Source organism: Streptomyces sp. NPDC050418 (assembly GCF_044458745.1).
Taxonomy (GTDB): Bacteria; Actinomycetota; Actinomycetes; order Streptomycetales; family Streptomycetaceae; genus Streptomyces.
This window is the reverse complement of sequence record NZ_JBITIG010000012.1, coordinates 58,975-83,478: the sequence shown is the minus strand read 5'-3', so window position 1 is coordinate 83,478 and position 24,504 is coordinate 58,975. Positions and strand designations below refer to the sequence as shown.

Here is a 24,504-nt window from a genome sequence, read left to right as displayed (position 1 = left end):
CATGACTTCGCACCCCGGCGTCGTACGGCGGCGGCTGACCGCGCCGGTCGCCACGCGTGCCAACGCGCTGCATCCGGGCGCCTGGTGGATCTGGGCGCTCGGCCTCGGCACGGCCGCCTCGCGCACCACGAACCCGCTGCTGCTCGGCCTCCTGGTCGCGGTCGCGGGCTATGTGGTGGCGGCGCGGCGCACGGACGCGCCCTGGGCCCGTTCGTACGGCGCCTTCGTGAAGCTGGGGCTGCTCGTCCTGGCCATCCGGCTGGTGTTCGCGGTGGTGCTCGGCTCGCCGATCCCCGGTTCGCAGGTCCTGTTCCGGCTGCCCGAGGTGCCGCTGCCCGACTGGGCGCAGGGCGTCCGGCTCGGCGGCAAGGTGACCGCGGAGGGGCTGCTCTTCGCGCTGTACGACGGTCTGAAGCTGGCCACGCTCCTGATCTGCGTCGGCGCGGCGAACGCGCTCGCCAACCCGGCCCGCCTCCTCAAGTCGCTGCCCGGTGCGCTGTACGAAGCCGGGGTCGCGGTGGTCGTCGCGATGACGTTCGCGCCGCAGTTCCTGGCGGACCTGGCGCGGCTGCGGCGGGCGCGACGGCTGCGCGGCCGTCCCGACCGGGGGATCCGCGGGCTCGCGCAGGTCGGACTCCCCGTCCTCGAAGGCGCGCTGGAGCGCTCGGTGGCGCTCGCCGCCGCGATGGACGCGCGGGGGTACGGCCGCTCGGCCGACGTGCCCGTTCCCGTACGGCGGCTGACCGCGGTGTGCACGCTCGGCGGACTGCTCGGGGTGTGCGCCGGGACGTACGGACTGCTCGCCGCGCAAGGCGCGGGCTTCGGTCTTCCCGTGCTGCTCGGCGGGCTCGCGCTGGCCCTGACGGGGCTGTGGCTCGGCGGGAAGCGGTCGCTGCGCACCCGCTACCGGCCGGACCGGTGGGATCTGCGGGCCTGGCTCGTGTCGGGGTCGGGGGTCGCGGTGGCGGCGCTGATGATCTCCGCGGCGGCCGCGGATCCGGCCGCGCTGCACCCCGGTGTCGTACCGCCGACCGCTCCCGAGCTGCCGCTGTGGCCGGCGGCGTCCGTGCTGATCGGGCTGCTGCCCGCATTCGTGGCGCCGGTGCCCGCTACCGCGCCCGCGCCCGCCGTCACCCGGGGAACCCCGGCGGCCCCGGCGGCCCCGGAAGCCGCGAAGTCCCTGGAAGCCTCGCCTCGGAAGGAAGCCTCATGATCCGTTTCGAGGATGTCTCGGTGACGTACGACGGGGCCCCGGAGCCCACCGTCGCGGGAGTGGAACTCACCGTTCCCGAGGGCGAGTTGGTGCTGCTCGTCGGTCCGTCCGGCGTCGGCAAGTCGACGCTGCTCGGCACGGTCAGCGGGCTCGTCCCGCATTTCACGGGCGGCACGCTGCGGGGCCGGGTGACGGTCGCGGGGCGTGACACCCGCACGCACAAGCCGCGTGAACTCGCCGACGTCGTCGGCACCGTGGGCCAGGACCCGCTCTCGCACTTCGTCACGGACACCGTGGAGGACGAGCTCGCGTACGGCATGGAGTCGCTGGGCCTCGCGCCCGATGTGATGCGCCGCCGCGTCGAGGAGACCCTCGATCTGCTCGGCCTCGCGGACCTGCGCGACCGGCCGATCGCCACGCTGTCGGGCGGTCAGCAGCAGCGGGTCGCGATCGGTTCCGTGCTGACCCCGCACCCGCGGGTGCTGGTTCTCGACGAGCCGACGTCGGCGCTCGACCCGGCCGCCGCGGAGGAGGTCCTCGCGGTGCTGCAGCGGCTGGTGCACGACCTCGGGACGACGGTCCTGATGGCGGAGCACCGCCTGGAGCGCGTCGTGCAGTACGCGGACCAGGTGGTGCTGCTGCCGGGTGCAGGTGCGGCTCCGGTGACGGGTACGCCGGCGGACATCATGGCGGTCTCGCCCGTGTTCCCCCCGGTCGTCGGCCTGGGCCGGCTGGCGGGCTGGTCCCCGCTGCCGCTGACGGTGCGGGACGCGCGCCGGGCTGCCGGGGAGCTGCGGGAGCGGCTGGGTGGGGTGGCGGTGCCTCCGGTTGAGGGGGCGGCGGGGGCTGGGGCCGGGACTGGGGCCGGGACTGGGACCAGTGCTGGGACCGGTACTGGGACCAGTGCTGGGGCGGCTTCGGGAGCTGGTTCGAGGACTGGTTCGGGAGCCGCGACGGGTTCCGCTTCCGTGGCGGGTGAGTCGTCCGGGCCGGGATTGTCAGTGGGCGTCGATAGGCTCGAAGGGGCTCGGCCCCCGGGCGGGAGGGGACTGTCCGGCGCACGGGGCGAGAACACCCCACGCCGCCGCTTCACCTTCCGCCGCGCCAAGACCACGCCCGGCGAGCCCCCTCCCACCGCGCCCGCGCCCGCGCCGGACTCCCCTCCGTCCGACGCCACATCCACCCCCACATCCACCCCCACCGCCACCGCCACCTCCCTCGCCGTCCACCGAGGCCGTATCGAGGCCCTCCGGCACGTCGGGCTGACCGTCTCCCCCGGCGAGACCATCGCGCTCATGGGGCGCAACGGCGCCGGGAAGTCCACGCTTCTCTCCGCCTTCGTCGGGCTCCTGGAGCCGAGTTCCGGGAGTGTGCGCGTCGGCGGTGCCGTCCCGCACAAAACCGCGCCGCGTGAGCTGATCCGGCGCGTGGGTCTCGTACCGCAGGAGCCGCGGGATCTGCTGTACGCCGACACCGTGACCGGCGAGTGCGCGGCGGCCGACGCGGACGCGGGCGCGGCGCCCGGGACCTGCCGTGCGCTGGTCGAGGAGCTGCTTCCGGGCATCGCGGACGGGACACATCCGCGCGATCTCTCGGAGGGGCAGCGGCTCGCCCTCGCGCTCGCGGTCGTCCTGACGGCCCGCCCACCGCTGCTGCTGCTCGACGAGCCCACGCGCGGCCTCGACTACGCGGCGAAGGCCCGGCTCGTCACCGTACTGAGGGGACTCGCGGCCGACGGGCACGCGATCGTCCTCGCCACGCACGACGTGGAACTCGCCGCCGAGCTGGCGCACCGCGTGGTGATCCTCGCCGAGGGCGAGGTGGTCGCGGACGGCCCGACCGAGGAGGTCGTGGTCTCGTCGCCGGCGTTCGCCCCGCAGGTCGGCAAGATCCTCGCGCCGCTGCCGTGGCTCACGGTGGGGCAGGTGCGCACCGCGCTCGTGGAGCGCCCGTGACCGCGCAGGTGCGGGCGGTGCGCCTGGGCCCGAAGTCGGTCGCCGCGCTGGTCCTGGTCGGGGTGACCGGGGTGCTGGCGTTCGGCTGGCCGCTGCTTGCGGACCCGCAGTCGGGGGTGGCGCACGCGAAGGACGCGCCGTGGCTGTTCGCGGCGCTGCTGCCGCTGCTGCTCGGGGTGGTGCTCGCGACGATCTCGGAGAGCGGGCTCGGCGCGAAGGCCATCGCGATGATCGGGGTGCTCGCCGCGGTGGGCGCGGCGCTGCGGCCGCTGGGCGCGGGGACGGCCGGTCTGGAGCCGACGTTCTTCCTGATGGTGGTGGCGGGGCGGGTGCTCGGGCCGGGGTTCGGTTACGTGCTCGGCTCGGTGACGCTCTTCGCGTCCGCGCTCCTGACGGGCGGGGTGGGTCCGTGGATGCCGTTCCAGATGCTGAGCATGGGCTGGGTCGCGATGGGTGCGGGCCTGCTGCCGGGCGCGGACCGGCTGCGCGGGCGGGCCGAGATGGTGATGCTCGCGGTGTACGGGGCGGTGGCGGCGTTCGCGTACGGCTTCGTGATGAATCTGTACGGCTGGGCAGCGATCGTCGGCGGCCTCGGCTCTGGGATCTCGTTCGTGCCGGGCGACCCGCTGCACGAGAACCTGGCCCGCTTTCTCGCGTATTGCCTGGCGACCTCGATGGGCTGGGACCTGGGCCGCGCGGTGATCACGGTGGTGCTGACGCTCACGGTGGGACCGACCGTGCTCAAGGCGCTACGGCGAGCCACCCGCAAGGCCGCTTTCGAGGCGCCGGTCACATTCGATAGCGGGGCCGAGGGTGCTTCCGGGCCTTCGAAGCCGTAACAAAACCGTCGGAATCGCCTGCAAATCGGTAGACGAATTGTCACTCTGTGTGAAATCGGGGCCGCTTGCGCGTGAGCCCGCGCACAGGACCTAGGTCACATACGAGCCGGGATAGTAGACCTCAGGGCACCTCCCCTAGGGGTCCTCAAACCAGGTCTGACCTGCGAGTTCAAGGGGTCCGGGGGAAGTGGGGTCATAACACCCCATATGCGAGGAGAACTAGTAAGACGGGTCATTGCGGCGGCGTAACAGCCCTGGTTCTCTGGAGGAGTCGCAGGGCACGGCGGCCCCCACGGGCCCCGCCCCGGCAAACCCCCTCCGCACGTCTTGCGGTACCGGCTTGCCTGCGACTGCCCTGTTCCCGACCGGAAGGTCCAGCGTGTCCATCTCCAGCATCCGCCGCATCGCCTCCCCGAAGAAGGCCGTCACCACCGCCCTCGTGGCCGCGTCGGCCGCCGGCATGGTCTTCGCCGCGGCCCCCGCTCAGGCCGCCACGGTGCAGGCCGCCCCGTCCGTGGCGCCGGCCGCCGCGGGTTCGGCGCAGGCGATTGCTCAGAAGATGATCCCGGACCCGGCGCAGTACAAGGCGTTCAGCGCGATCGTCTCGGCCGAGAGCGGCTGGAACCACACCGCGACGAACTCCTCGTCCGGCGCGTACGGCCTGGTGCAGGCGCTTCCGGGCTCGAAGATGGCCTCGGCCGGCGCGGACTGGAAGACGAACCCGGCCACCCAGATCAAGTGGGGTCTGGACTACATGAACGACCGCTACGGCTCCCCGGTCGCCGCCTGGAACTTCTGGCAGCAGAACCACTGGTACTGAGCCGGCCCCTGAGCCATTCACCGAAGCGGCCGCCCCTCGCACAGAGGGGCGGCCGCTTTTTGCGTTCCGGGGCTCAGGCGAGCGCCGCTCTTGCGTTCCGGGCTCAGGCGAGCGCCGCGCTCCGGCCGGTCACCGCGCGAGCCGGTCGAACCAGCGCACCGACTGCGGTCCGCCCTTCTTGAACGAGCCGAAGTGGTCGACCGCCCCCTGGTCGAGCACGGGCGCCTTCACGCCCTGCGCGGCGAGGTCCGCGGCACAGCTGGTGGCGTTACCGATCGGGACGTCGGTGTCGCCGGCGGAGGCGTACAGCCGCACGGGCGCCTTCGGCTTCCAGTCGCAGCTGCCGTCCTGGGCCTTGATGGCGGTGAGCAGGGCGCCGTCGGGGTGCTGCATGCGCTCGTAGAAGGCGGGGGTGAGGAGTTCCTTCACCGTCTTCGGGAGCTGGGTGACGATGTCCTCCTCGTGGTGCTCGCCGTCGAAGAGTGCCTCGATGCGCTGGTCGTACGGGGCGCGGAAGGCCTCGGAGGGGTCGGCGTAGAGCGGGTGCAGCCGGTTCTGGGCGACGAGGAAGTACGAGACGTAGAAGATGCCGCTGGTGTCGTTGACGCGGCCGTCGAAGAGGGCAGGCACTTCCTCGCCCGCGAGGTCGTAGGGTCCGGCGACGGGAGCGAGCGCGCGGAGGCGGAAGCCGCGGCTGTGGCCGGTGCTCAGTTCGCGGCCGAGCGCCATGGCCACCTGGCCGCCCTGTGAGAACCCTGTCGCGTACACGTCGCCGGTCAGCGGCCGGTGCAGCTGCCGGGCGGCGGTGCGGGCGGCGCTGAGCATGTCGAGGGAGGCGCTGACGGAGGAGCGGGTGTCCATGTAGGGGTGGGTGCCGGGTCCCTTGCCGAGGCCGAGGTAGTCGGGCGCGGCGACGGCGCGGCCCGCGGAGGCGTGCAGGTAGGAGGCGAGGCGGCCGAAGTCGGTGGCGACCGAGGGCGCGTAGTCGCGGTGGACCATGGTGCCGTGGGTGTCGGCGACGAGGTCGAGGCGCCGTTCGCCGCCGGCGGGCAGGGTGAGCAGGCCGGTGGCAGTGGTGGGGCGTCCGGCGGTGTCGAGGGTGCGGTAGGTCAGCCGGTAGGCGCGCACCCCGTGCCGTACGGTGTCGTCGCCGATCTCGGCCTGGGCGAGGAACGCGGCGACGTCCGCGCGGCCCAGCTCCGCGACGGCTTCCACCTTGAGGAGGTCGCCGCGTCCGTGGTGCCGGGCCGTCGCGGAGCCCGCGGACGGGGCAGCGGTCGGCGCCTCGGCGAAGGCCGGTGCGGTGAGCGTGGCGGCCAGGGCGACCGCCGCGCAGGCGGCGGCGGTGGCCCTGATGCCCCGTGAAGTGCGGTGTGCGGCAGTGGATCCGGTGGTCTCGCGGGGCGTGTTCTGCGTCTTCGTCGTCATGCAGCGATCGTCGTACGACGGTGGCGCACACCCCATCCGAGCAGCCCCCGGATCCCGGGGTGTACCCAACTACACCCCGGACTGGGGGTAGTTGGGGTGCTGTGGGTCCGGCGGGAGGTCAGAGCCGCTGGATGATCGTCCCGGTCGCGAGCGCGCCGCCCGCGCACATCGTGATGAGCGCGAACTCCTTGTCGCGGCGCTCCAGTTCGTGCAGCGCGGTGGTGATGAGGCGGGCGCCGGTGGAGCCGACGGGGTGACCGAGGGCGATACCGCCGCCGTTGACGTTGACCTTCTCCAGGTCCTGTTCGAAGACCTGGGCCCAGCTGAGGACCACGGAGGCGAAGGCTTCGTTGATCTCGACGAGGTCGATGTCCTTGAGCGACATCCCGGCCTTGCCGAGCACGGCCTTCGTCGCGTCGATCGGACCGTCGAGGTGATAGTGCGGGTCGGCGCCGACCAGGGCCTGGGCGACGATACGGGCGCGTGGCTTGAGCTTGAGGGCGCGGGCCATCCGCTTGGAGGCCCACATGATGGCGGCGGCGCCGTCGGAGATCTGCGAGGAGTTGCCCGCGGTGTGGATCGCGGTGGGCATCACCGGCTTGAGGCCGGCCAGCCCCTCCATCGTGGTGTCGCGCAGGCCCTCGTCACGGTCGACAAGGCGCCACATGCCCTGTCCGGCGCGCTGCTCGTCCTCGGTGGTGGGCACCTGCACGGCGAAGGTCTCGCGCTTGAAGCGCTCCTCGGCCCAGGCGGTGGCGGCGCGCTCCTGCGAGATCAGTCCGAGCGAGTCGACGTTCTCGCGGGTCAGTCCGCGCCGGCGGGCGATGCGCTCGGCGGCCTCGAACTGGTTGGGCAGGTCGACGTTCCACTCGTCCGGGAAGGGCTTGCCCGGGCCGTGCTTGGAGGCGGAGCCGAGCGGGACGCGGGACATGGCCTCGACGCCGCAGGAGATCCCGATGTCGATGACACCGCCCGCGATCATGTTGGCGACCATGTGCGAGGCCTGCTGCGAGGAGCCGCACTGGCAGTCCACGGTGGTGGCGGCGGTCTCGTACGGCAGGCCCATCGTGAGCCACGCGGTGCGCGCCGGGTTCATCGTCTGCTCGCCGGCGTGCGTCACGGTGCCGCCGACGATCTGCTCCACGCAGTCCGGCTGGATCCCGGTGCGTGCGAGGACTTCGCGGTACGTCTCCCCGAGCAGGTACGCGGGGTGGAGATTGGCGAGCGAACCTCCACGCTTGCCTATGGGTGTGCGCACTGCTTCGACGATGACGGGTTCCGCGGCCATGAGCCCTCCTGCCCTTGATCTCTCAAGTGTTGGTTGCGGTCCGTGGGGAGTGTCCCGGCACCCCTCGGCCCCGAGTCTTCGACCTGACTCAAGAACTAGTACGCGTTCTAGTTACGGGGACAGTCTCACGACTTTGACCCGTCCACCGCAAGGGTCTTGCACGCACAGCCACCGTTCCTGCACGCCACACGCCCGCAAAAGATCTCCGCACGGGGCTTGCCACAGGTAGAACCCGTTACTACGCACAAAACGCCCGGAACAGGGGGTCCCCTGCCCGAACGGAACGCGGCTGGCTAGCGTCTACGACGGTGCACGCCACCCTTCACCCGCGCCCCCGGCGCCCCACCGATCCGGAGATCTCACAGCCCATGGCCCTGGACGCCCTGCCGGCGCGCCACCGCGTGCCGCTCATCGCCACGCTCGCGCTGCTTCCGCTGTACGCGGTGTGGTGGGTCTTCCTCGCGAAGGGCGGCGGGGACCTCGCGGCCCAGCAGGCCTGGTCCGACTTCGTGTCCGCGCACCCCGGCGCCCCGTACAACTTCTCCTGGTACGGCGGCGTGCACACCGCCAACTACAGCCTCATCTCGCCGTATCTGATGGCCCTGCTCGGCGTGAAGACCGTGACGCTGCTCTCGGGCCTCGCCTCCGGCTGGCTCGGCGGGATGCTGTGGGTGCGCACCAAAATCGCCCGTCCCCTGTGGCCGGCGCTGCTCACGTCGTACGCCCTGTGCTGCAACGTGATCTCCGGCCGCACCACCTTCGCGCTCGGCATCGCCTTCGCGCTCGGCGCCTGTGTGCTCCTGATCGGGGCGCGGCGCATCTGGCGGGCGGGCCTGTGCGCGGCACTCGCGACGACCGCTTCGCCGGTCGCGGGCCTGTATCTGCTGGTGGTTGGCGCCGCGTTCCTTCTCGTACGGGACTGGGGGCGGGCCCTCGCGCTGATCGTGGCGCCGGTCGTGGTGGTCGGCGCCACGACGCTGCTCTTCCCGTTCGAGGGCGTCCAGCCGATGAGCTGGGACCGCGTTCTCTGGCCGGTCCTGTTCTGCGCGGCGGTGCTCTTCGCGGCGCCCGCGAAGTGGCGGGCCCTGAAGGCCGGCGCCGCGGTGTACGCGCTCGGGGTGGTCCTGACGTTCCTGATCGCCTCGCCGATCGGCACGAACGTCGAGCGGTTCGCGCAGCTGATCGCGCCCGCCGTCCTGCTCGCGTGTCTGCCGTCGAAACCGGCCGACGGGCAGGGGCGCGCGGCCCGGGCGAAGTGGATCGCGTACCTGCTGACCCTGGTGTTCTCGGTGTACTGGGTGACCCAGAAGGCGGTCGACGACATCGTCGTCTACACGAAGGTCCCGGCCTGGGCCCGCGACACCGACGACGTCGTCCGCGCGCTCGACCGGCTCGGCGCCGACCGCACGCGCGTCGAGGTCGTCCCGGCCCGCGACCACCGCGAGGCGGCGCTGCTCGCCCCGCACGTGAACCTCGCCAAGGGCTGGAACCGGCAGGCGGACGTGGAGCGCGGACCGCTGTTCTACGACGGGTACCCGGGCGCGGGCGTGCCCGACGGCGCCTTCTCCCCCGCCGCGTACAAGAAGTGGCTGGACCACTGGTCCGTCGGCCTGGTGGTGCTGCACGACGGCCGCCCGGACGGCCCGGCCGAACGCGAGGCGGCCCTGGTGCGCGACGAGCCCGGCTTCCTGGAGCCGGTGTGGCAGGACGAGCACTGGAAGGTCTACCGCGTGCGCGACGCCGAGCCGCTGGTCTCCGGCCCGGCCCGGGTCGTGCGCTCCGACGAGACCTCGCTGGTGGTCCGGGCCACGGCCAAGGGCTCGGTGCGCGTGAAGCTCGCGTACTCGCCGTGGCTGACGACGTCCGGTGGGTGTCTCGCGCGGGACGGCGACTTCGTCCGCCTGGAGGTCGACGCGGCGGGCGAGTACACGATCGGTTCGGCGTACGGATGGACTCCGCCGGCTCGCTGCTGAGCGCGGCGGTCCGGGTCTCGGGAGCCGAGTCCGGTGCAGGTGGGAACCGGGGTGCGGCGGGTGCCGTCTGTGCCCGTGAGATCGCGGGTACGGGGGGACATGCACATGCGGTACGGGGTCGGCCGACGGCCGGGCGTGACGACGAGGGCGCGACGGCTCGTCGCGGTGCTGCTCGCACTGGCGGCGCTGCAGCTGGGGTCGCTGATCAGCCCCGCGTACGCCTGCGGGTGCGGGGCGATGGTGACCGGCGAGGACACCCGGGTGATCGTCAGCCGTGAGGTCTCGGCCGTGCGCTGGGACGGGCGGCAGGAGGAGATCGCGATGCGCCTGTCCGTGCAGGGCACCGCACACGAGGCCGCCTGGATCATGCCGGTGCCGGCCCGCGCCGACGTGGAGCTCGGCGACCGCGCGCTCTTCTCCGAACTGACCGGCCTCACCGCTCCCGTCCGCAAGGAGCGCACGTACTTCTGGCCGCGCGCGGGCGACTTCCCGTTCTCCCCGTCGCGCGCCGGCCGCACCGGCGACTCGTCGGCCGGCGGCGCCCCGTCCGTCGAGGTGACGGGACGCGAGCAGCTCGGTCCGTTCGACGTGGCCCATCTGAGCGCCTCGGACCCGGACGCGCTCGCGGACTGGCTCGACGGGGAGGGCTTCCGCCTCTCCGACCGGCTCGGCCAGGCGCTGCGCCCGTACGTCGACCAGGGCTGGCAGTACGTGGCGATCCGGCTCGCGCCCGAGAAGCTCGGCGGGCCGCTCCGCGGTCAGCTCGAACCGCTGCGGATCTCGTTCCCGAGCGACCGGCTCGTCTACCCGATGCGCCTGTCCCACCTCGCCGCCCAGCCGCAGGCGCTCGACCTGTACGTGCTCGCCGCGCACCGCATGGAGCCGCGGACGACGATCGGCGGGGAGCGCCCGAAGGTCACGTACGCGGGGAGGCTCGGCAAGGACTCCGGCCCGGCGGTGAACGCCTTCGCGGAAGGCGGCACCCGGTACCTCACGGCGATCACCCAGACGTTCCCGGAACCGTCGGACATCTCCGGCGACCACGAACTGCGCCGCACCGACAGCGACGCCCCGTACCAACAGGTGATCTACGACGACGAGTTGCTGCTCTGGGCGGGCATCCCCGCGTGGATGGTCACCGTGGGCGGCGCACTCGCCACTGCGCTCGCGCTACTGGCCTGGCGAGCGATGGCCCGCTCCCGCCGCCCGGTGACCCCACCGCCTGCGGTGTGGACTCCGCCGCCGCTCAACTAGTCTGACGACACCACCGTTTCAGCAGTCCAGGGGGCGATCCGTGGGTGTCGAAGGGGCCGTGAGCGCGGTCAGCAGCAATGCCGTGTACTCGTTCACCAAGCCGAACCGTGGGGCCATCACCTTGCTCGCGGGGCTCGGTGTCGAGGGGGACGTGCATGCGGGGGTGACCGTCAAGCACCGTTCGCGGGTCGCGCAGGACCCGACGCAGCCCAATCTGCGGCAGGTCCATCTCATCCACGAGGAGCTGTTCGCGGAGGTCGCCGCGCAGGGGCACACGGTCGTGCCCGGTGCGCTCGGCGAGAACATCACCACGCGTGGCATCGATCTGCTCGGCCTGCCCACGGGCACGGTGCTGCGGATCGGTGCGGAGGCCGTCCTGGAGGTCACCGGGCTGCGCAATCCCTGTGTGCAGATCGACGCCTACCAGGACGGGCTGCTCAAGCAGGTCGTGTTCCGCGCCGCGGACGGGGGGCTCGTCCGCAAGGCGGGGATCATGACCGTCGTACGCGAGGGGGGCGAGGTACGCCCGGGCGACGCGATCGTCGCCGAGCTGCCCGACGGGCCGCACCGGCCGCTCGAACGGGTCTGAGGACACACCGCGCCAGCTGACCGGTCCTCACATCTCGTGGTAGAAGCCCACGTTGACGCTGCGCGGGCTGGTGCGGTCCTGGATGATCACCTCTCCGGAGCCACCCATCGGCAGCGCCATCGTGCCGCCGTACGCGAGCTGGTGATGGTTCATGCCGACCCTGACCCGCACCTCGGACGCCGGGTCGGGGTGCGAGCCGAGCAGCCAGGTCACACGCCAGACACCGTCGGGGCCGCAGACGAACTCCAGGTGCGTACGCGAGATGAACAGCCAGTCGTCCGGCGGCGCGAGACGGCACACCGTGCGGTCACGGCCGACCCGCAGCACCGCTCCCGGCGCGCTGTCCGCGTCGGCCATCGCCATCCCGGCCGTAGCGCCCGCGTTCTCCGGCGAGACCGAGGCCATGGTGAGCTCGAGCACCTGCGCTCCTTCAATTCACGAGAACCACAACGCGGTTGACGCGCCGCCGCATGATAGGCCGCCGAGCCCGCCGGGCCACGTGACCCAGGACACATCCGGCCGGGCGGCTCGCGCGGCCGTTTGCGAAACTGGAGGCATGACTGAGCGTAAGCCTCCAGGAGTCAGCTTCGAATCCTTCGTCGACAAACAGATCCGCGAGGCCGAAGCCCGCGGCGACTTCGCGCGCCTGCCGGGCGCGGGCAAGCCCCTCGAAGGGCTCGACAAGCCCTACGACGAGCTGTGGTGGATCAGGAAGAAGATGCACCAGGAACAGCTGCCGGGCGCCCTGCCCCCGGCCCTCGCCCTGCGCAAGGAGACCGAGGACGCACTGGCCGCCGCGGCGGACGCGCCCTCGGAGCGGGCGGTCCGCGCCCTCCTCGAACCGCTCAACGAGAAGATCACCGCGATGCTGCGCCGCCCGCCGCCCGGACCGCCGCTCGGGCGGGGTCCGGTCGACATCGACGCGGTCGTACGGGAGTGGCGCCAGGCGCGACAGGGGGGCTGAGGGGGCCGGGGGTCGGACCGGGGGCAGCGAGCCGCGCCTCAGTCGCGGCCGTCCGTCTCCCGTTCGAGCCGGTCACGCGTGGCAGGCCCGTACTCGCCCTGCTGGTCGCCCTGGACGCCGTACCAGATCTGGAACTGGACGACGGCCTGCCGCGTCTCCTCGTCGAACTTCCCGTGCCCGGGCCCCCGGTACAGCCGCACCTCGGCCAGCCGGTACTGCAGATCGCGGACGCGGGAGCCGCTGTCGCCGACCCGCAGGACAAGACCGTCGGAGGGCGCCTCAGGCTTGGTGCTCGCCGTCGAGGTCTTCGGCGAAGGCGGAGGGGAGACGGTCTTCTTCGGCGGCGCGGAGGTCGTACGCGAGGCCGAGGGGCTCCCGGAGCGGGAGGCGGAAGGGCTGGGCGAGGCCGATTCGGAGGGTCCGGCGGAGGTCGGCTCGGCCGAGGTACTCGCCACGGCCGACCTGCTGGGCCCGCTGTCCGGCAGGGCCTTCCCGCCCTCGGGCTCCCCGGAGAACAGCCCGGTCAGCGCGGCGACCGCCACGACGGCGAGCACCGCACCGGCGGTCGCGAGCAGGGCGGTACGACGGCTGCGGCCCGCGCGGCGGCGGGCACGGTGGGCCTGGCGCGATGCGGGGTCCGGGCTGATGTCCGGGATGGTCACTTCCCAGTCGCGCCCCACGGGTCCTTCGCCGGTGCGCGGCCCTTCGGCTGCCCCGTCCGTAGCCGCCATGCCATCCGCATCCGCCACGAACAGCGCCACATCCGCCTGCCGCGGTGCGGCCGGGACGGCGGGCGGCTGGGCGGGGTGGAAGGCCACGGGCAGCCGGGCCGTGTCGGCTGCGTCGGGCGGGCCGCCGCGCCCCTCGTCCGGGCGGGCGACGTAGGGCCGGATCCGCAGCGGGTCGTACTCCCCCTCGGTGGCGGCCCCGGCCTGGCGGGTCTCGTGCAGGTTCTCCGCCGCACGCGACGCGCAGTCACAGCGCGGCGTGCCGTACGAGTCGTTCGGTATCCCGCATTCGGGGCACATCAGTCGCTCACCTCGGTCGGTCCCCTCCCTTGAGCACACAGGGATTATGCAGACCGTGTCCCACGAGGCCCAGCGCCCCCACCCCTCGCTTCCGCCCGTTCACCGGCCGTCCAACAGGCCATAACCGGCCATCCCGCCCAGGATGGAAGGAGACGAACACGTAAGGCCGCGAGAAGGAGCCGTTCATGGCCCAGGACGTGAGCGACGCGGGCACCCCGGCGGCGGTCGGACCCGGGGCCGGGCAGACCCAGCGCAGCGTCATGGTGTCGATCGGGGCGCTGCTGCTCGGCATGCTGCTCGCGGCGCTCGACCAGACCATCGTCTCGACCGCCCTGCCGACGATCGTCAGCGACCTCGGCGGCATGCAGCATCTGTCGTGGGTGGTCACCGCGTACATGCTGGCCTCGACGGCCGCGACTCCGCTGTGGGGCAAGCTCGGCGACCTGTACGGGCGCAAGAAGCTCTTCCAGACCGCGATCGTGATCTTCCTGATCGGTTCGGCGCTGTGCGGCGTCGCGCAGAACATGCCGCAGCTGATCGGCTTCCGGGCGCTGCAGGGTCTGGGCGGCGGCGGTCTGATGGTCCTGTCGATGGCGATCGTCGGTGACATCGTCTCGCCGCGCGAACGCGGCAAGTACCAGGGCCTGTTCGGTGCCGTCTTCGGTGCGACGAGCGTGCTCGGACCGCTGCTCGGCGGTCTGTTCGTGGACCACCTGAGCTGGCGCTGGGTCTTCTACATCAACCTGCCGGTCGGCGTCATCGCGCTCCTCGTGATCGCCGCGGCGCTGCACATCCCGCACACCGTGCGGCCGCACAAGATCGACTACCTGGGTACGTTCCTCATCGCCTCGGTCGCCACCTGTCTGGTGCTCGTGGCGTCGCTCGGCGGGACCACGTGGGACTGGGGTTCCGCGCAGATCATCGGGCTCGCGGTCCTGGGCGCGGTACTGCTCGTGGCGTTCATCGCGGTGGAGCGCAAGGCGGCCGAGCCGGTGCTCCCGCTGAAGCTCTTCCGGATCCGCACCTTCACGCTCTCCTCGGCGATCAGCTTCGTCGTCGGCTTCGCGATGTTCGGCGCGATGACGTATCTGCCGACGTTCCTGCAGGTCGTGAAGGGTGTCTCGCCGACGATGTCGGGCGTGCACATGCTGCCGATGGTGTTCGGTCTGCTGCTGTCGTCCACCGCCTCCGGCCAGATCGTCTCGCGGACGGGCCGCTGGAAGATCTTCCCGATCGCGGGCACCGCGATCACGTCGCTCGGTCTGCTCCTGCTGCACCAGCTGAAGGAGACCACCGGCACCTGGGAGATGAACGCCTACTTCTTCGTCTTCGGCCTCGGTCTCGGCCTGGTCATGCAGGTCCTGGTCCTGATCGTGCAGAACGCCGTCTCGTACGAGGACCTGGGCGTGGCCACGTCGGGCGCGACGTTCTTCCGCTCGATCGGTGCCTCCTTCGGCGTCGCGATCTTCGGCACGATCTTCACCAACCGCCTCGACGGCAAACTCAGCGACGCCCTGGCCGGCCAGACCCTGCCGGGCGGCCTCACCATCGAGAGCCTGGAGGACGACCCGCGCACCATCGGGCAGCTTCCCCCGGACCTCCAGGGCATCGCGCTGCACGGCTACTCCTCGGCGATCACCGATGTCTTCCTGTACGCGGTGCCGGTGGCCCTGGTCGCCTTCGCTCTGTCGTTCCTGCTCCGCGAGGACAAGCTCCGCGGCTCCGTGACCGCCCCCGAGATCACCGAGACCCTCGCCAGCAACCCGGTCGAACGCTCCTCGCGCGACGAGGTCCACCGGGCCCTGTCCGTCCTCGGCACGCGCCAGGGCCGCCGCGAGATCTACCAGAAGATCACGGCACGGGCGGGCGAGGACCTGCTGCCCGCCGCGAGCTGGATGCTGCTGCGCATCCAGCGCTTCGGCCACACGGAACCGGCGGTCCTCGCCGAGAACACCACGGTCCCGCTGGCCCGTATCCAGGCCGCGGCCCGCCAGCTGGAGGAGCGCAAGCTGGCCACCCGCGACGGTCTGCGCCTTGTCTTCACGCCGGCAGGCAGTGAGGTCGCCGCGCGCCTCGCCAAGGCCCGCGAGGCCTCCCTCGCCGAGCTCCTCGGCGACTGGTGGGGCCCGGACCGCCCCACGGACCTGGTCCGTCTGGTCGAGGAGCTCAGCCTGGAGCTGTCGGGCTCGGACTCGGAGACGCCGGGCGCAGGGGACGTACCGCGGGACCATGCGGCGCATGCGTGAGAGGTGAGTGCGCCTCACGCGCCGGGCGCGGCCAGCTCCTTCCCGTACCAGATCTCCTGGTACGGCCCGGAGTTGTAGGGCGGGATCTCCGCGAACCCCCACCTCACGTACAGCATGCGCGCCTCGATCAGGTCGAGGCGGGTGTCGAGGACGAGGCGGCGGGCGCCGCGGGCGCGGGCGGCCTCCTCGGCGGCTGCCATGAGCAGCGCGCTGCCGCCCTGGCCGCGCGCGGCCGGCAGCAGGAAGACCCGCTTGAGCTCGCAGGTCGTCGGATCGAGCCGCCGTACGCCCACCATCCCGGCGGGCTCGCCCTCGAACCGGGCCACGAGCAGTACGCCGTCCGGCGGCCGCAGCCCTTCGCCGGTCTCGGCGGCGATGCCGCGCTCCAGCTCGTCCGGGTCGGTCCGGCGCCCGCTCTCCTTGAGGTACCAGCGGTCGCTGACCTCGGTGTAGTACGCCCGCCACAGGGCCTGCTCGACGGCGGAGCCGAGCGGTTCGGGGGCGATGGTCCAGGGTGCGGTCGGTGCGGTCGATCCGGTCTGTGCGGTCACGTCCCGCATCCTGGCGCGCGGGCGGCGCGGCTCGCATCGCATTAACGGGCGGCCGCGCCCACCGCGTGCCGCTGTCAGGCCGGCTTGGGTCCCGCCTGCTGGACGACCTCGAAGGTCCACACCTGCGAGCCGGTCGCCGCGGGCTTGGGCCGCTCGCCGCCCTCGCCGGCGCCCGCCCCGCCCTGGTGCGCCGCCTTCATGGGGCCTTCCATCCACGCCTGGAAGTCGGCCTCGCTGCGCCAGCGCGTGTAGACGAGGTACTGGTCGGTGCCTTCGAGCGGCTTGAGCAGCTCGAACCACTCGAACCCGTCGGAGCTCTCCACGGCCCCGGCACGCGACGCGAACCGCTTCTCCAGGGTCTCGCGCTGTTCGGCCGGCACTTGCAGTGCGTTGATCTTCACGATGCTCATGCGGTCCATCTTCGCGCAGCCGTACAAAACGAGCCCCGGCAGGGCCCGTCTTCGGGCGCGGGACGTCAGCCCTTGAGGTGCAGCTCGACCGAGCCGTCCGCGCCCGCGACGACCTTGAGCTCGTCGAGGTCCATGACGTGCACGGTCGGCTCGTACTGCGCGGCGCGCGGTCCGACGCCGACGACGCGCATCCCGGCCGCCTTGCCCGCCGCGATCCCGGCGCCGGAGTCCTCGAAGACGATGCAGTCGGCCGGGTCGACGCCGAGCAGCCCGGCACCCTTGAGGAAGCCCTCGGGGTCGGGCTTGCTGGCCGAGACGGACTCGGCGGTGATCCGGTGGGCGGGCATGGGCAGCGCGGCCGCGTTCATCCGGGCGGTGGCGAGCGCCACGTCGGCCGAGGTCACGAGGGCGTGCGGCAGCTCCGCGAGCGCCGCCATGAAGGCGGGGGCGCCGCCGACGGGGACCACGCCCTCGACGTCGGCGGTCTCGGCGGCGAGCATCTCGCGGTTCTCCGCGTAGTTCTCCTCCATGGGCCGCTCGGGCAGCAGGACCGCCATCGAGGCGTAGCCCTGGCGGCCGTGGACGACGGAGATGACCTTCTCGAAGTCCAGGCCGTGCTTGTCGGCGAAGCGACGCCAGCACCGCTCCACCACCGCGTCGGAGTTGACGATCGTGCCGTCCATGTCGAGGAGCAGGGCGCGGGCGGTCAGCACGGTGGGGGCCTCGGTGGCCGTCATCTGCGCTCTCCAGAGGTAGGGGCGGGAGACAGAGCGGTTCCGCCCGCCGGTCAGGGAGTGCGGACGGAACCACTTTGTTTCTACAGCTTACAAAACAGGTGTGGACCTACGCCAGCGGCCTGCCCGATTCCGGACAGGCCGCTCAAACAGCACCCGCGCACAGAGGCCGTACGGGCAGCCTTGAGGCCGTACGAGCAGCCTTACGGCGCGATGGCCTCGTACAGGCTGAAGCCCGCGAGCGCGAGCATCGCCATCGCCGCGATCTTGGTGATCAGCGCCAGCGGAACCCGCTTGAGCAGGGCCTTTCCGCCGATGATGCCGATCGCCGCGACGGACCAGAGCGCGAGCACCGCACCCAGGCCGACCGACAGCGGGTCGTCGTACTTCGCGGCGAGGTTGGCCGTCATGATCTGCGTCAGATCACCGAACTCGGCGACCAGGATGAGCATGAAGCCGGCCCCGGACACCTTCCAGAAGGACTGGTCCTCGGGCTTGCGGACCTCTTCCTCACCGTCCGGCTTCTTCATCAGGAGCATCACCGCGCCCGCGAGGAACAGCACACCGGTGAGGGCCTGCACGAGACGGCTCGGAAGCAGGGTGAGGACCGAGCCGGCCGCGATGGCCAGCGCGACATGCACGGCGAAGGCCGCGGCGACCCCGGCGAAGACGTACGAGGCGCGGTAGCGGGTACCGAGGACGAGACCGGCGAGGGCGGTCTTGTCGGGCAGTTCGGCCAGGAAGACGACGCCGAAGACGAGCGCCATCACGCTGAAGCTGATCAAAATTCCTCAATCGGTCGGGGCTGCCCCACCGAGAGCTGCTGCGGACACCTCGGCACGGCAGCGCGCTGAGGTGCGGCCCCTTCTGGGCGAGGGCACACCTGGGCACTGCGTAGCCGAAGGTCTCGCTGGCGGTCCGCTTGCGCGGTCCGCTCCGGGCGCCGGCCCAGCCAGTCGGTGAAGACGGCTGAGCAGTATGTCGACGGTCCGGCGAAGAGCTACTCCCCTTCTGCGCCCTCCATGCTACGCGACCTCCGTGCGGGCGCGTCAGGGCCTTGGGTCCCGGCCGCCCGACCGTCCCGTATCACTGCAAACCCCTTCATCCCCTCCCAACTCCCTTGTCACGTCCGGGAGATGGCGATGGTGCGCACCCCCTTGTCCGCTCATCAGGTTGACGCGACCCTGTCACCCGGCGCACACCTCCACGCAATACGGCGCCAGCAACATGAGCGCGCTCGCACCGAGCGGGAGTGCTCACCGTCCCCCCACATCAAGGGAGTTCGCATGTCCGGTGTCTACGCGCGTCAACGAGCCGGGGCCCTCGCCGCCCTCACCGCCGCGGCGGCCGCTGTGAGCCTGCTCACCGGCCCGCCCGCCCAGGCCGCACCCCCCACCCCCATCAGCGCCTCGACCGCCCGCAGCTACCTGGGTCAGCTGACGGTGAAGGCCGAGGGCTCGTCCACCGGCTACAGCCGCGACAAGTTCCCGCACTGGATCACCCAGTCCGGCGCCTGCAACACCCGCGAGGTCGTCCTCGAGCGCGACGGCAGCAATGTTCAGCAGGACTCCAGCTGCGCGGCGACGTCCGGCAGTTGGTACTCCCCGTACGACGGCGCCACCTGGAGCGCCGCGTCCGACGTCGACATCGACCATGTCGTCCCGCTCGCCGAGGCCTGGCGCTCGGGCGCGAGCAGCTGGACGACCGCGCGGCGCCAGAGCTTCGCGAACGATCTGTCCCAGCCGCAGCTGATCGCCGTCACCGACAACGTCAACCAGTCCAAGGGCGACCAGGACCCGGCGGAGTGGCTGCCGCCGCGCACCGCGTACACCTGCATGTACGTGCGGATGTGGGTGGACGTGAAGCACCACTACGGCATGAGCGTGGACTCGGCCGAGAAGAGCGCCCTGCAGTCGGCTCTCAGCGGCTGCTGACGGGCGGCCCTCGGCGGCTGCCGAATCTTTACGCGGGAACCTCCCCGTGACCCTCCGTCGTTCCGTACCGTACGGGCGACGGAGGGAAGTGATCACGATGACCCGGCTGCGCCTGGGCCCGCTGCTGCGCTATGTCGACGAGGCGGCGGCGACGATTTGGGTGGAGACCGACCGCCCCTGCACGGCCGAGGTGCGCTGCGCCGACGGCGCCGGAGGCCGGGAGCACACGTTCCAGGTGGCCGGTCACCACTATGCGCTGATCCCGGTGACCGGTCTGACCCCGGACAGCGACACGTCGTACGAGGTGTTCCTGGACGGACGGCAGGTCTGGCCGCTGCCCGACTCCCCGTTCCCGCCCTCCACGATCCACACCCTCGCGGAGGGCGGCGACCAGGAGCTGCGGGTCTCCTTCGGCTCCTGCCGCTGGGCCGCGCCGCCCGCGAGTGAGCACGATCCGGTGGGGCCCGACGCCCTGGACACCCTCGCCGCCAAGCTCGCGGAGCACCCCGAGCGCGTACGGCCGGATGTCCTGCTGCTGCTCGGCGACCAGGTGTACGCGGACATGACGTCCAAGGCCACCAAGAGCTGGCTCGCGGCCCGGCGCGATCTGCGGGAGCCGCCGGGCGCGCAGGTCGCGGACTACGAGGAGTACACGCACCTGTATTACGAGTCGTGGCTCGACCCGGAGGTGCGCTGGCTGCTCTCGACCGTGCCGAGCTGCATGATCTTCGACGACCACGACGTGATCGACGACTGGAACACCAGCGCGTCCTGGCTCGCCGAGATGCGGGCCACACCGTGGTGGAACGAGCGGATCCTCAGCGGCCTCATGTCGTACTGGGTCTATCAGCACCTGGGCAATCTCAAGCCGTCCGAGCTCGCGTCCGACGCGTTGTACGCGTCGGTGCGCGCGACCCCCGACGGCACGGACGCGCTGCGTGCCTTCGCCGCCGAGGCGGACCAGGATCCGGCGTGCACGCGCTGGAGCTACCGGCGGGACTTCGGGCGGGTGCGGCTGCTGATGGTGGACACCCGCGGCGCGCGGGTCCTGGAGGAGTCCGAACGGGCGATGCTCGACGCGGGCGAGGCGGCCTGGCTGCGCGAACAGGCCCTGGACGCACCGGAGTCGAGCGACCACCTGCTCATCGGCACCTCGCTGCCGTGGCTGCTCCCGCATCTGATCCACGAGGCCGAGGGGTGGAACGCGGCGCTCGCGCGCGGTGAACGCGGGCCGCGCTGGGCCCGGTTCGCAGAGGATCTGCGGCGGCGCAGCGATCTGGAGCACTGGGCGGCGTTCCCGCGCTCGTTCGCCGCGCTCACCGAGCTGATCGCCGAGGCGGGTACGGGACCGGAGGCGCCGGCGACGGTGTGCGTGCTGTCCGGGGACGTGCACCACGCGTACGCCGCGGAGCCGAGCTGGCCGAACGGGGAGCACGCGCCGGACGCGCGGGTGCTGCAGCTGACCTGCTCGCCCGTGCACAACTCCATCCACCGCTCGGTCAAGTGGGGCTTCCGCTTCGGCTGGAGCAAGGCGGGCCGCGCGCTCGGGCGCCGCTTCGCGCGGCACGGCCGGCTGGTCCCGTACGCCGTCAAGTGGCGCCGCACGGGCGGGCCCTGGTTCGGGAACCAGCTGATGACGCTGACGCTGCGCGGCCGCTCCGCGCGGCTGCGGCTCGATCAGGCACAGCGTGTGAAGGGCGGGACCGCGCGCCTGGAGACGGTGGAGGACACGCAGCTCACGGCGTGAAGGACGGTGCGAAGGGGCGACAAATGCGGGGGTTTGGGGCGGGTGGGCGGATTCCCGCCGGTGTCCGAATGTTGAACTTGCAAGCACGCTAAGGCTTACCTAACCTGAGGCTCCCCCAGTCGGTTCCGTCCCCGAACCGACGCCGGTCCACGTCCCGGACCGGTCCCGAAGTGAAGGAGTCCCCCCATGACTGGACGTCTCGACAGCGCCCAGCCCTATGCCATCGCTCTGTTCCGCATCGTCGTCGGACTGCTCTTCGCGTGCCACGGCGCCGCCACCCTCTTCGGTGTGCTCGGCGGCCCGATGGGCGGCAGCGCGCCCGAGATCGGGACCTGGCCGTCGTGGTACGCGGCCGTCATCCAGCTCGTCTGCGGCGGCCTGGTCCTGATCGGCCTGGCCACGCGCCCGGCCGCGCTGCTCGCCTCGGGCTCGATGGCGTACGCGTACTTCAAGGTCCACCAGCCCGAGGCGCTCTGGCCGCTGCAGAACGGCGGCGAGTCCTCCGCCCTGTTCTGCTGGGCGTTCTTCCTGCTGATCTTCACCGGCTCCGGGGCGCTCGGCCTCGACCGGCTGTTCTCGCGCGGTGCGCGGGTGCGCGAGGAGGTGGAGCAGTCCGCGGCGCGGGAGTCCGTCAAGCGGGAGGACGCGGTGCGAACGGCACCGTGAAACAGGCCAACCGGTCGCCCGCACCGCCCTGTTCGCGGTGCAGCACCACCGAAGCGGCCCCGCCCGGGCGGAAGTTCCAGCCGTGGCGCGCGGCCGCTTCGCCGTTCCCTGCCTTGTCGGTGGTGAAGTCGAGCCAGATCTCGTTCTCGGCGTTGAGGTACCTGGGGTCCTTCGAGGGCTGCACCGGGTCGACCTCGTTCTGGTAGTGCCCGCCCGCCGCCGCCGGATCGGTGCCGCAGGGCTTCTGGTGCACATGCGCCCCGTACGCGTAGTCCGCCTTGAGTCCCCCGACCCGCAGCTTCACCACGGTGCCGTGCTTCCCGGTGTGCTGACGCACCTCGATCCGGGCGCCCGCGGGGACCAGCTCCATGTCGTAGGTCTTCGCGTCGGACGGGACCGTCGCGCCGGGCGGGGCGAAGGTGCCCTGCGCGCGCGTTCCGTCGCAATCCGCGGCCGCCGTGCCGCCGTTCGCCGCGAGCAGCACGGCCGTCAGGCCCGCCACCGCCATTCCTGTCACCATCGCCGTCTCTCCCGTACTCCTGCCGCCCACCGGACGCGGGCTCTCCCCTCGTTCGTACGGGACTGCGCGGCCGCGCGCCGCACCGGGCACGGCAGCCGGGTGAACGGCCGGTGACGGCCGCCCGCACCCCCGTGGATGTCCCGGAACGCACCATGCGTACGCTGTATGGCTGTTGATGCTGCCCCGGGTCCGGTTTCTGCGGACGGGCACGTCAGCGGCGCCCGAGCGGCGCGATACCACCGACCGGGAGGGTCTCGTGCTGGACAGTGTGAGCGCCCTGACCGGGAGCCCGTGGATCTACGCCATCGTGGCCGTCTCGATCCTCTTCGACGTCTTCCTGCCGGTGCTGCCGAGCGGTTTCCTGGTGATCACCGCGGCGACCGCGGCCGCGGCGGGCTCGGGTGCGGCGGCCGGTTCGGCGACCGCGACCCGGGTCGTCGGCGACGTCCCCGATCTGCTGCTGCTCGCGCTGTGCGCGGCGACCGCCTCGGTGCTCGGCGATCTCGCCGCGTACCGGCTCGCCTGGCGCGGCGGCGCGCGCTGGGACCGCGCCCTGGCCCGCTCCCGCCGCCTCGCCTCCGCGCAGGAACGTCTCGGCGCCGCGCTGGCACGGGGTGGCGGCGCGCTGGTCGTCCTCGCGCGGTTCGCTCCGGCGGGGCGGTCCGTCGTCTCGTTCGGCGCGGGTGCGGCGCACCGGCGGGTCCGCGAGTTCCTGCCGTGGTCGGCGCTTGCGGGCGTCGCCTGGGCCTCGTACAGCGTGGGCCTCGGCTACTTCGGCGGCCAGCTGCTGGGCGCGAACTGGATCGCGACGGCGGTATCGGTCGCGGCGCTGTTCGGCGCGGGCGCCGGGGCCGCGTACTGGATGCGGCGACCGGCGCCGGTTCAGGTGCCGGTGGCGGATACGGCGGCGTGACGGGCGCTGCCGGGCCAGGCGGCGTGACGGCGGTGCGAGCTCAGGCGGCGTGACGGCGGCGCAAGGTCAGGCGGCTCAGGCAGCCCCCTTGCTCTTCGCACCCCCCGCCCCGCGGACGACCAAGTCCTGAAGCAGCTCGCGCGTGGCGTCCGCGACCGCGTCCACGGCGCGGTCGAACGCCTCGGCGTTATGGGCGGCGGGGGCGCGGAAGCCGGAGATCTTCCGTACGTACTGGAGCGCGGCGGCGCGGATGTCCTCCTCGGTGGCATCGTGCTCGAGGATCGGCGGGCGAAGGGTCTTGATGCTGCGGCACATGCCTCCAGTGTGGCGCGCGGGCGCTCGCCACGCGGGCGGAATCAGGCCAGGGACCGCCCTCGCGCGAAGGCGGCGCAGCCCTCGCCTCAGCCGCCGGGACGCTGCTCCGGCAGCTCGTGCGCGTGCTTCAGCAGCATGCGGGCCTCGACCACATCGGGCCTGGCGACCTCCCGCCAATACCGGTGGCCGCTCACGAACACGGCGAGCTCGCGCTCACGCTCGCGCAGCTTCTCCACCTCCGCCTGCTCGTCATCGGACCAGCCGGGCGAGGCGGGACGCTCGACGCTGCGCCAGCCGCCGGTGTCGCTGAAGCCGTCGAGCGGCACGACGGACCACGGCAGCCGCTTCAGCAGGGCCAGAAGCTCGGACCTGATCTGATGCAGCTCCTCCTGGCCGGCCAGGAGGTCACTCGGGAACTCAGGAGTCACAACCACACGACAATGCTACGTCTGTTCGATTTTCGAGGGCGAGCGAAATCGCCGACTTCACGCGAACGTGTGTTCCCGGCGCGTACGCCCTGCGCGGCGGTCGCCCTGGGTGCGGGCCACCGACCTCACCCGCCCCGCTCCAGCTCCCCCAGTGCCCGCTCCAGCCAGGCCACCCAGAACGTCTCCAGGTCGATCCCGCCCCGTAGCACCAAGTGCTGGAGCGGGTCGCCCGCGGATGCCTCCGCACCCGCCGGCTCCCCGGCCGCCCCCGCCCCGAAGTCCCGCGCCTCGATCGCCTCGTACTCCGTCAACTGGCGGCGGTGCAGGGCGAGGTGGCGGCGCAGTTCCTCGGTGAGGCCCTCGACGCCGACCACGCCCGCCGCCCGGACCCGCAGCAGCAGCGGGTCGCGGATGGGGCGCGGGTCCTCGGGGCGCGCCACCCAGGCGGCGAGCTCATCGCGGCCCGCCGCCAGCACCTCGTACTCCTTCTTCGAACCGCGCGAGGGCCCTTGCGCGGGCAGCGTCCTGATCAGCCCGGACTTCTCCAGGCGCCCCAGCTCGCGGTAGATCTGCTGGTGCGTGGCCGACCAGAAGTAGCCGATCGACCTGTCGAAGCGGCGGGTCAGCTCCAGGCCGGAGGAGGGCTTCTCCAGGAGGGCCGTCAGGATCGCGTGCGGCAGGGACATCAG

The 24,504-nt window shown here is 72.2% G+C and carries 25 protein-coding genes; 13 read left to right on the top strand and 12 right to left on the bottom strand.

Going from position 1 to position 24,504, the window contains the following annotated elements; translation table 11 throughout:
• Nucleotide 1: 1 nt before the first annotated feature.
• From ACIBI4_RS27415 to ACIBI4_RS27400, 4 genes are all read left to right on the top strand, one after another.
• On the top strand, nucleotides 2-1,213 hold the full coding sequence (locus tag ACIBI4_RS27415) for a CbiQ family ECF transporter T component (RefSeq protein ID WP_399206738.1): 1,212 nt from the start codon (nucleotides 2-4) through the stop codon (nucleotides 1,211-1,213).
• Complete coding sequence (locus ACIBI4_RS27410; protein ID WP_399206737.1) at nucleotides 1,210-3,168, top strand: ABC transporter ATP-binding protein; 1,959 nt, start codon at nucleotides 1,210-1,212, stop codon at nucleotides 3,166-3,168. Before ACIBI4_RS27415 ends, ACIBI4_RS27410 begins: the two co-directional genes overlap by 4 nt.
• Complete coding sequence (locus tag ACIBI4_RS27405) at nucleotides 3,120-4,007, top strand: ECF transporter S component (RefSeq protein WP_399206736.1); 888 nt, start codon at nucleotides 3,120-3,122, stop codon at nucleotides 4,005-4,007. Before ACIBI4_RS27410 ends, ACIBI4_RS27405 begins: the two co-directional genes overlap by 49 nt.
• Nucleotides 4,008-4,386: 379 nt before the next feature.
• A complete protein-coding gene (locus ACIBI4_RS27400; protein ID WP_399206735.1) occupies nucleotides 4,387-4,827 on the top strand; it encodes a lytic transglycosylase domain-containing protein in 441 nt (146 codons plus the stop codon).
• 129 nt (nucleotides 4,828-4,956) lie between these two features.
• On the opposite strand, the gene ACIBI4_RS27395 is transcribed toward ACIBI4_RS27400, so the two are convergent.
• Both ACIBI4_RS27395 and ACIBI4_RS27390 read right to left on the bottom strand, forming a co-directional pair.
• Complete coding sequence (locus ACIBI4_RS27395) at nucleotides 4,957-6,255, bottom strand: alpha/beta hydrolase family protein (RefSeq protein WP_399206734.1); 1,299 nt, start codon at nucleotides 6,253-6,255, stop codon at nucleotides 4,957-4,959.
• 118 nt (nucleotides 6,256-6,373) lie between these two features.
• The gene (locus ACIBI4_RS27390; protein ID WP_399206733.1) at nucleotides 6,374-7,543 is read right to left on the bottom strand and encodes a steroid 3-ketoacyl-CoA thiolase; all 1,170 of its coding nucleotides are present in this window, start codon (nucleotides 7,541-7,543) and stop codon (nucleotides 6,374-6,376) included.
• Between the two features lie 368 nt (nucleotides 7,544-7,911).
• Between ACIBI4_RS27390 and ACIBI4_RS27385 the strand changes: the two genes are divergently transcribed.
• From ACIBI4_RS27385 to ACIBI4_RS27375, 3 genes are all read left to right on the top strand, one after another.
• Nucleotides 7,912-9,516, top strand: a complete 1,605-nt coding sequence (locus ACIBI4_RS27385) for a glycosyltransferase family 87 protein (RefSeq protein WP_399206923.1) — start codon at nucleotides 7,912-7,914, stop codon at nucleotides 9,514-9,516.
• Between the two features lie 105 nt (nucleotides 9,517-9,621).
• A complete protein-coding gene (locus ACIBI4_RS27380) occupies nucleotides 9,622-10,770 on the top strand; it encodes a DUF2330 domain-containing protein (protein WP_399206732.1) in 1,149 nt (382 codons plus the stop codon).
• A gap of 40 nt (nucleotides 10,771-10,810) precedes the next feature.
• Nucleotides 10,811-11,359 carry an MOSC domain-containing protein gene (locus tag ACIBI4_RS27375; protein WP_399206730.1) on the top strand — a complete coding sequence of 183 codons (549 nt, stop codon included), beginning with the start codon at nucleotides 10,811-10,813 and terminating at the stop codon, nucleotides 11,357-11,359.
• Nucleotides 11,360-11,386: 27 nt separating this feature from the next.
• On the opposite strand, the gene ACIBI4_RS27370 is transcribed toward ACIBI4_RS27375, so the two are convergent.
• On the bottom strand, nucleotides 11,387-11,779 hold the full coding sequence (locus tag ACIBI4_RS27370) for a hypothetical protein (RefSeq protein ID WP_399206729.1): 393 nt from the start codon (nucleotides 11,777-11,779) through the stop codon (nucleotides 11,387-11,389).
• 136 nt (nucleotides 11,780-11,915) lie between these two features.
• Here ACIBI4_RS27370 and ACIBI4_RS27365 point away from each other — a divergent pair, with 136 nt between their 5' ends.
• Nucleotides 11,916-12,323 carry a DUF1992 domain-containing protein gene (locus ACIBI4_RS27365; RefSeq protein ID WP_399206728.1) on the top strand — a complete coding sequence of 136 codons (408 nt, stop codon included), beginning with the start codon at nucleotides 11,916-11,918 and terminating at the stop codon, nucleotides 12,321-12,323.
• Nucleotides 12,324-12,361: 38 nt separating this feature from the next.
• On the opposite strand, the gene ACIBI4_RS27360 is transcribed toward ACIBI4_RS27365, so the two are convergent.
• Nucleotides 12,362-13,351: a peptidoglycan-binding protein gene (locus tag ACIBI4_RS27360; RefSeq protein WP_399206726.1), complete on the bottom strand. Its 990-nt coding sequence runs from the start codon at nucleotides 13,349-13,351 to the stop codon at nucleotides 12,362-12,364.
• A gap of 185 nt (nucleotides 13,352-13,536) precedes the next feature.
• On the opposite strand from ACIBI4_RS27360, the gene ACIBI4_RS27355 reads away from it, so the two are divergent.
• Nucleotides 13,537-15,597: a DHA2 family efflux MFS transporter permease subunit gene (locus tag ACIBI4_RS27355; RefSeq protein ID WP_399206725.1), complete on the top strand. Its 2,061-nt coding sequence runs from the start codon at nucleotides 13,537-13,539 to the stop codon at nucleotides 15,595-15,597.
• A 14-nt stretch (nucleotides 15,598-15,611) separates the two neighbouring features.
• On the opposite strand, the gene ACIBI4_RS27350 is transcribed toward ACIBI4_RS27355, so the two are convergent.
• The 4 genes from ACIBI4_RS27350 to ACIBI4_RS27335 form a co-directional block, all read right to left on the bottom strand.
• Nucleotides 15,612-16,157: a GNAT family N-acetyltransferase gene (locus ACIBI4_RS27350; protein ID WP_399206724.1), complete on the bottom strand. Its 546-nt coding sequence runs from the start codon at nucleotides 16,155-16,157 to the stop codon at nucleotides 15,612-15,614.
• Nucleotides 16,158-16,222: 65 nt separating this feature from the next.
• Nucleotides 16,223-16,558 carry an antibiotic biosynthesis monooxygenase family protein gene (locus ACIBI4_RS27345; protein ID WP_399206723.1) on the bottom strand — a complete coding sequence of 112 codons (336 nt, stop codon included), beginning with the start codon at nucleotides 16,556-16,558 and terminating at the stop codon, nucleotides 16,223-16,225.
• Between the two features lie 65 nt (nucleotides 16,559-16,623).
• A complete protein-coding gene (locus ACIBI4_RS27340) occupies nucleotides 16,624-17,295 on the bottom strand; it encodes an HAD-IA family hydrolase (RefSeq protein ID WP_399206721.1) in 672 nt (223 codons plus the stop codon).
• Nucleotides 17,296-17,495: 200 nt separating this feature from the next.
• A complete protein-coding gene (locus ACIBI4_RS27335) occupies nucleotides 17,496-18,077 on the bottom strand; it encodes a TMEM165/GDT1 family protein (protein ID WP_399206720.1) in 582 nt (193 codons plus the stop codon).
• A gap of 501 nt (nucleotides 18,078-18,578) precedes the next feature.
• On the opposite strand from ACIBI4_RS27335, the gene ACIBI4_RS27330 reads away from it, so the two are divergent.
• From ACIBI4_RS27330 to ACIBI4_RS27320, 3 genes are all read left to right on the top strand, one after another.
• Nucleotides 18,579-19,226, top strand: coding sequence for an HNH endonuclease family protein (locus ACIBI4_RS27330; RefSeq protein WP_399206719.1), 648 nt, complete (start codon nucleotides 18,579-18,581; stop codon nucleotides 19,224-19,226).
• 97 nt (nucleotides 19,227-19,323) lie between these two features.
• Nucleotides 19,324-20,973 carry an alkaline phosphatase D family protein gene (locus ACIBI4_RS27325; protein ID WP_399206922.1) on the top strand — a complete coding sequence of 550 codons (1,650 nt, stop codon included), beginning with the start codon at nucleotides 19,324-19,326 and terminating at the stop codon, nucleotides 20,971-20,973.
• Nucleotides 20,974-21,159: 186 nt separating this feature from the next.
• On the top strand, nucleotides 21,160-21,639 hold the full coding sequence (locus ACIBI4_RS27320; RefSeq protein ID WP_399206718.1) for a DoxX family protein: 480 nt from the start codon (nucleotides 21,160-21,162) through the stop codon (nucleotides 21,637-21,639).
• Here ACIBI4_RS27320 and ACIBI4_RS27315 read toward each other — a convergent pair.
• Entirely contained in the window at nucleotides 21,605-22,159 is a 555-nt protein-coding gene (locus ACIBI4_RS27315) for a superoxide dismutase family protein (protein ID WP_399206717.1), read from the bottom strand. The two genes, ACIBI4_RS27320 and ACIBI4_RS27315, sit on opposite strands and share 35 nt — an antisense overlap.
• 256 nt (nucleotides 22,160-22,415) lie before the next feature.
• Here ACIBI4_RS27315 and ACIBI4_RS27310 point away from each other — a divergent pair, with 256 nt between their 5' ends.
• Nucleotides 22,416-23,072 (top strand): DedA family protein, encoded by a 657-nt coding sequence (locus tag ACIBI4_RS27310; RefSeq protein WP_399206716.1) that lies wholly within the window; start codon nucleotides 22,416-22,418, stop codon nucleotides 23,070-23,072.
• Between the two features lie 75 nt (nucleotides 23,073-23,147).
• Here ACIBI4_RS27310 and ACIBI4_RS27305 read toward each other — a convergent pair whose 3' ends face one another.
• The 3 genes from ACIBI4_RS27305 to ACIBI4_RS27295 form a co-directional block, all read right to left on the bottom strand.
• Complete coding sequence (locus ACIBI4_RS27305; protein ID WP_399206715.1) at nucleotides 23,148-23,387, bottom strand: DUF2277 domain-containing protein; 240 nt, start codon at nucleotides 23,385-23,387, stop codon at nucleotides 23,148-23,150.
• Between the two features lie 86 nt (nucleotides 23,388-23,473).
• Nucleotides 23,474-23,821: a hypothetical protein gene (locus tag ACIBI4_RS27300; RefSeq protein ID WP_399206714.1), complete on the bottom strand. Its 348-nt coding sequence runs from the start codon at nucleotides 23,819-23,821 to the stop codon at nucleotides 23,474-23,476.
• Nucleotides 23,822-23,940: 119 nt separating this feature from the next.
• Entirely contained in the window at nucleotides 23,941-24,501 is a 561-nt protein-coding gene (locus ACIBI4_RS27295; protein ID WP_399206713.1) for a PadR family transcriptional regulator, read from the bottom strand.
• Between the last annotated feature and the right edge of the window lie 3 nt (nucleotides 24,502-24,504).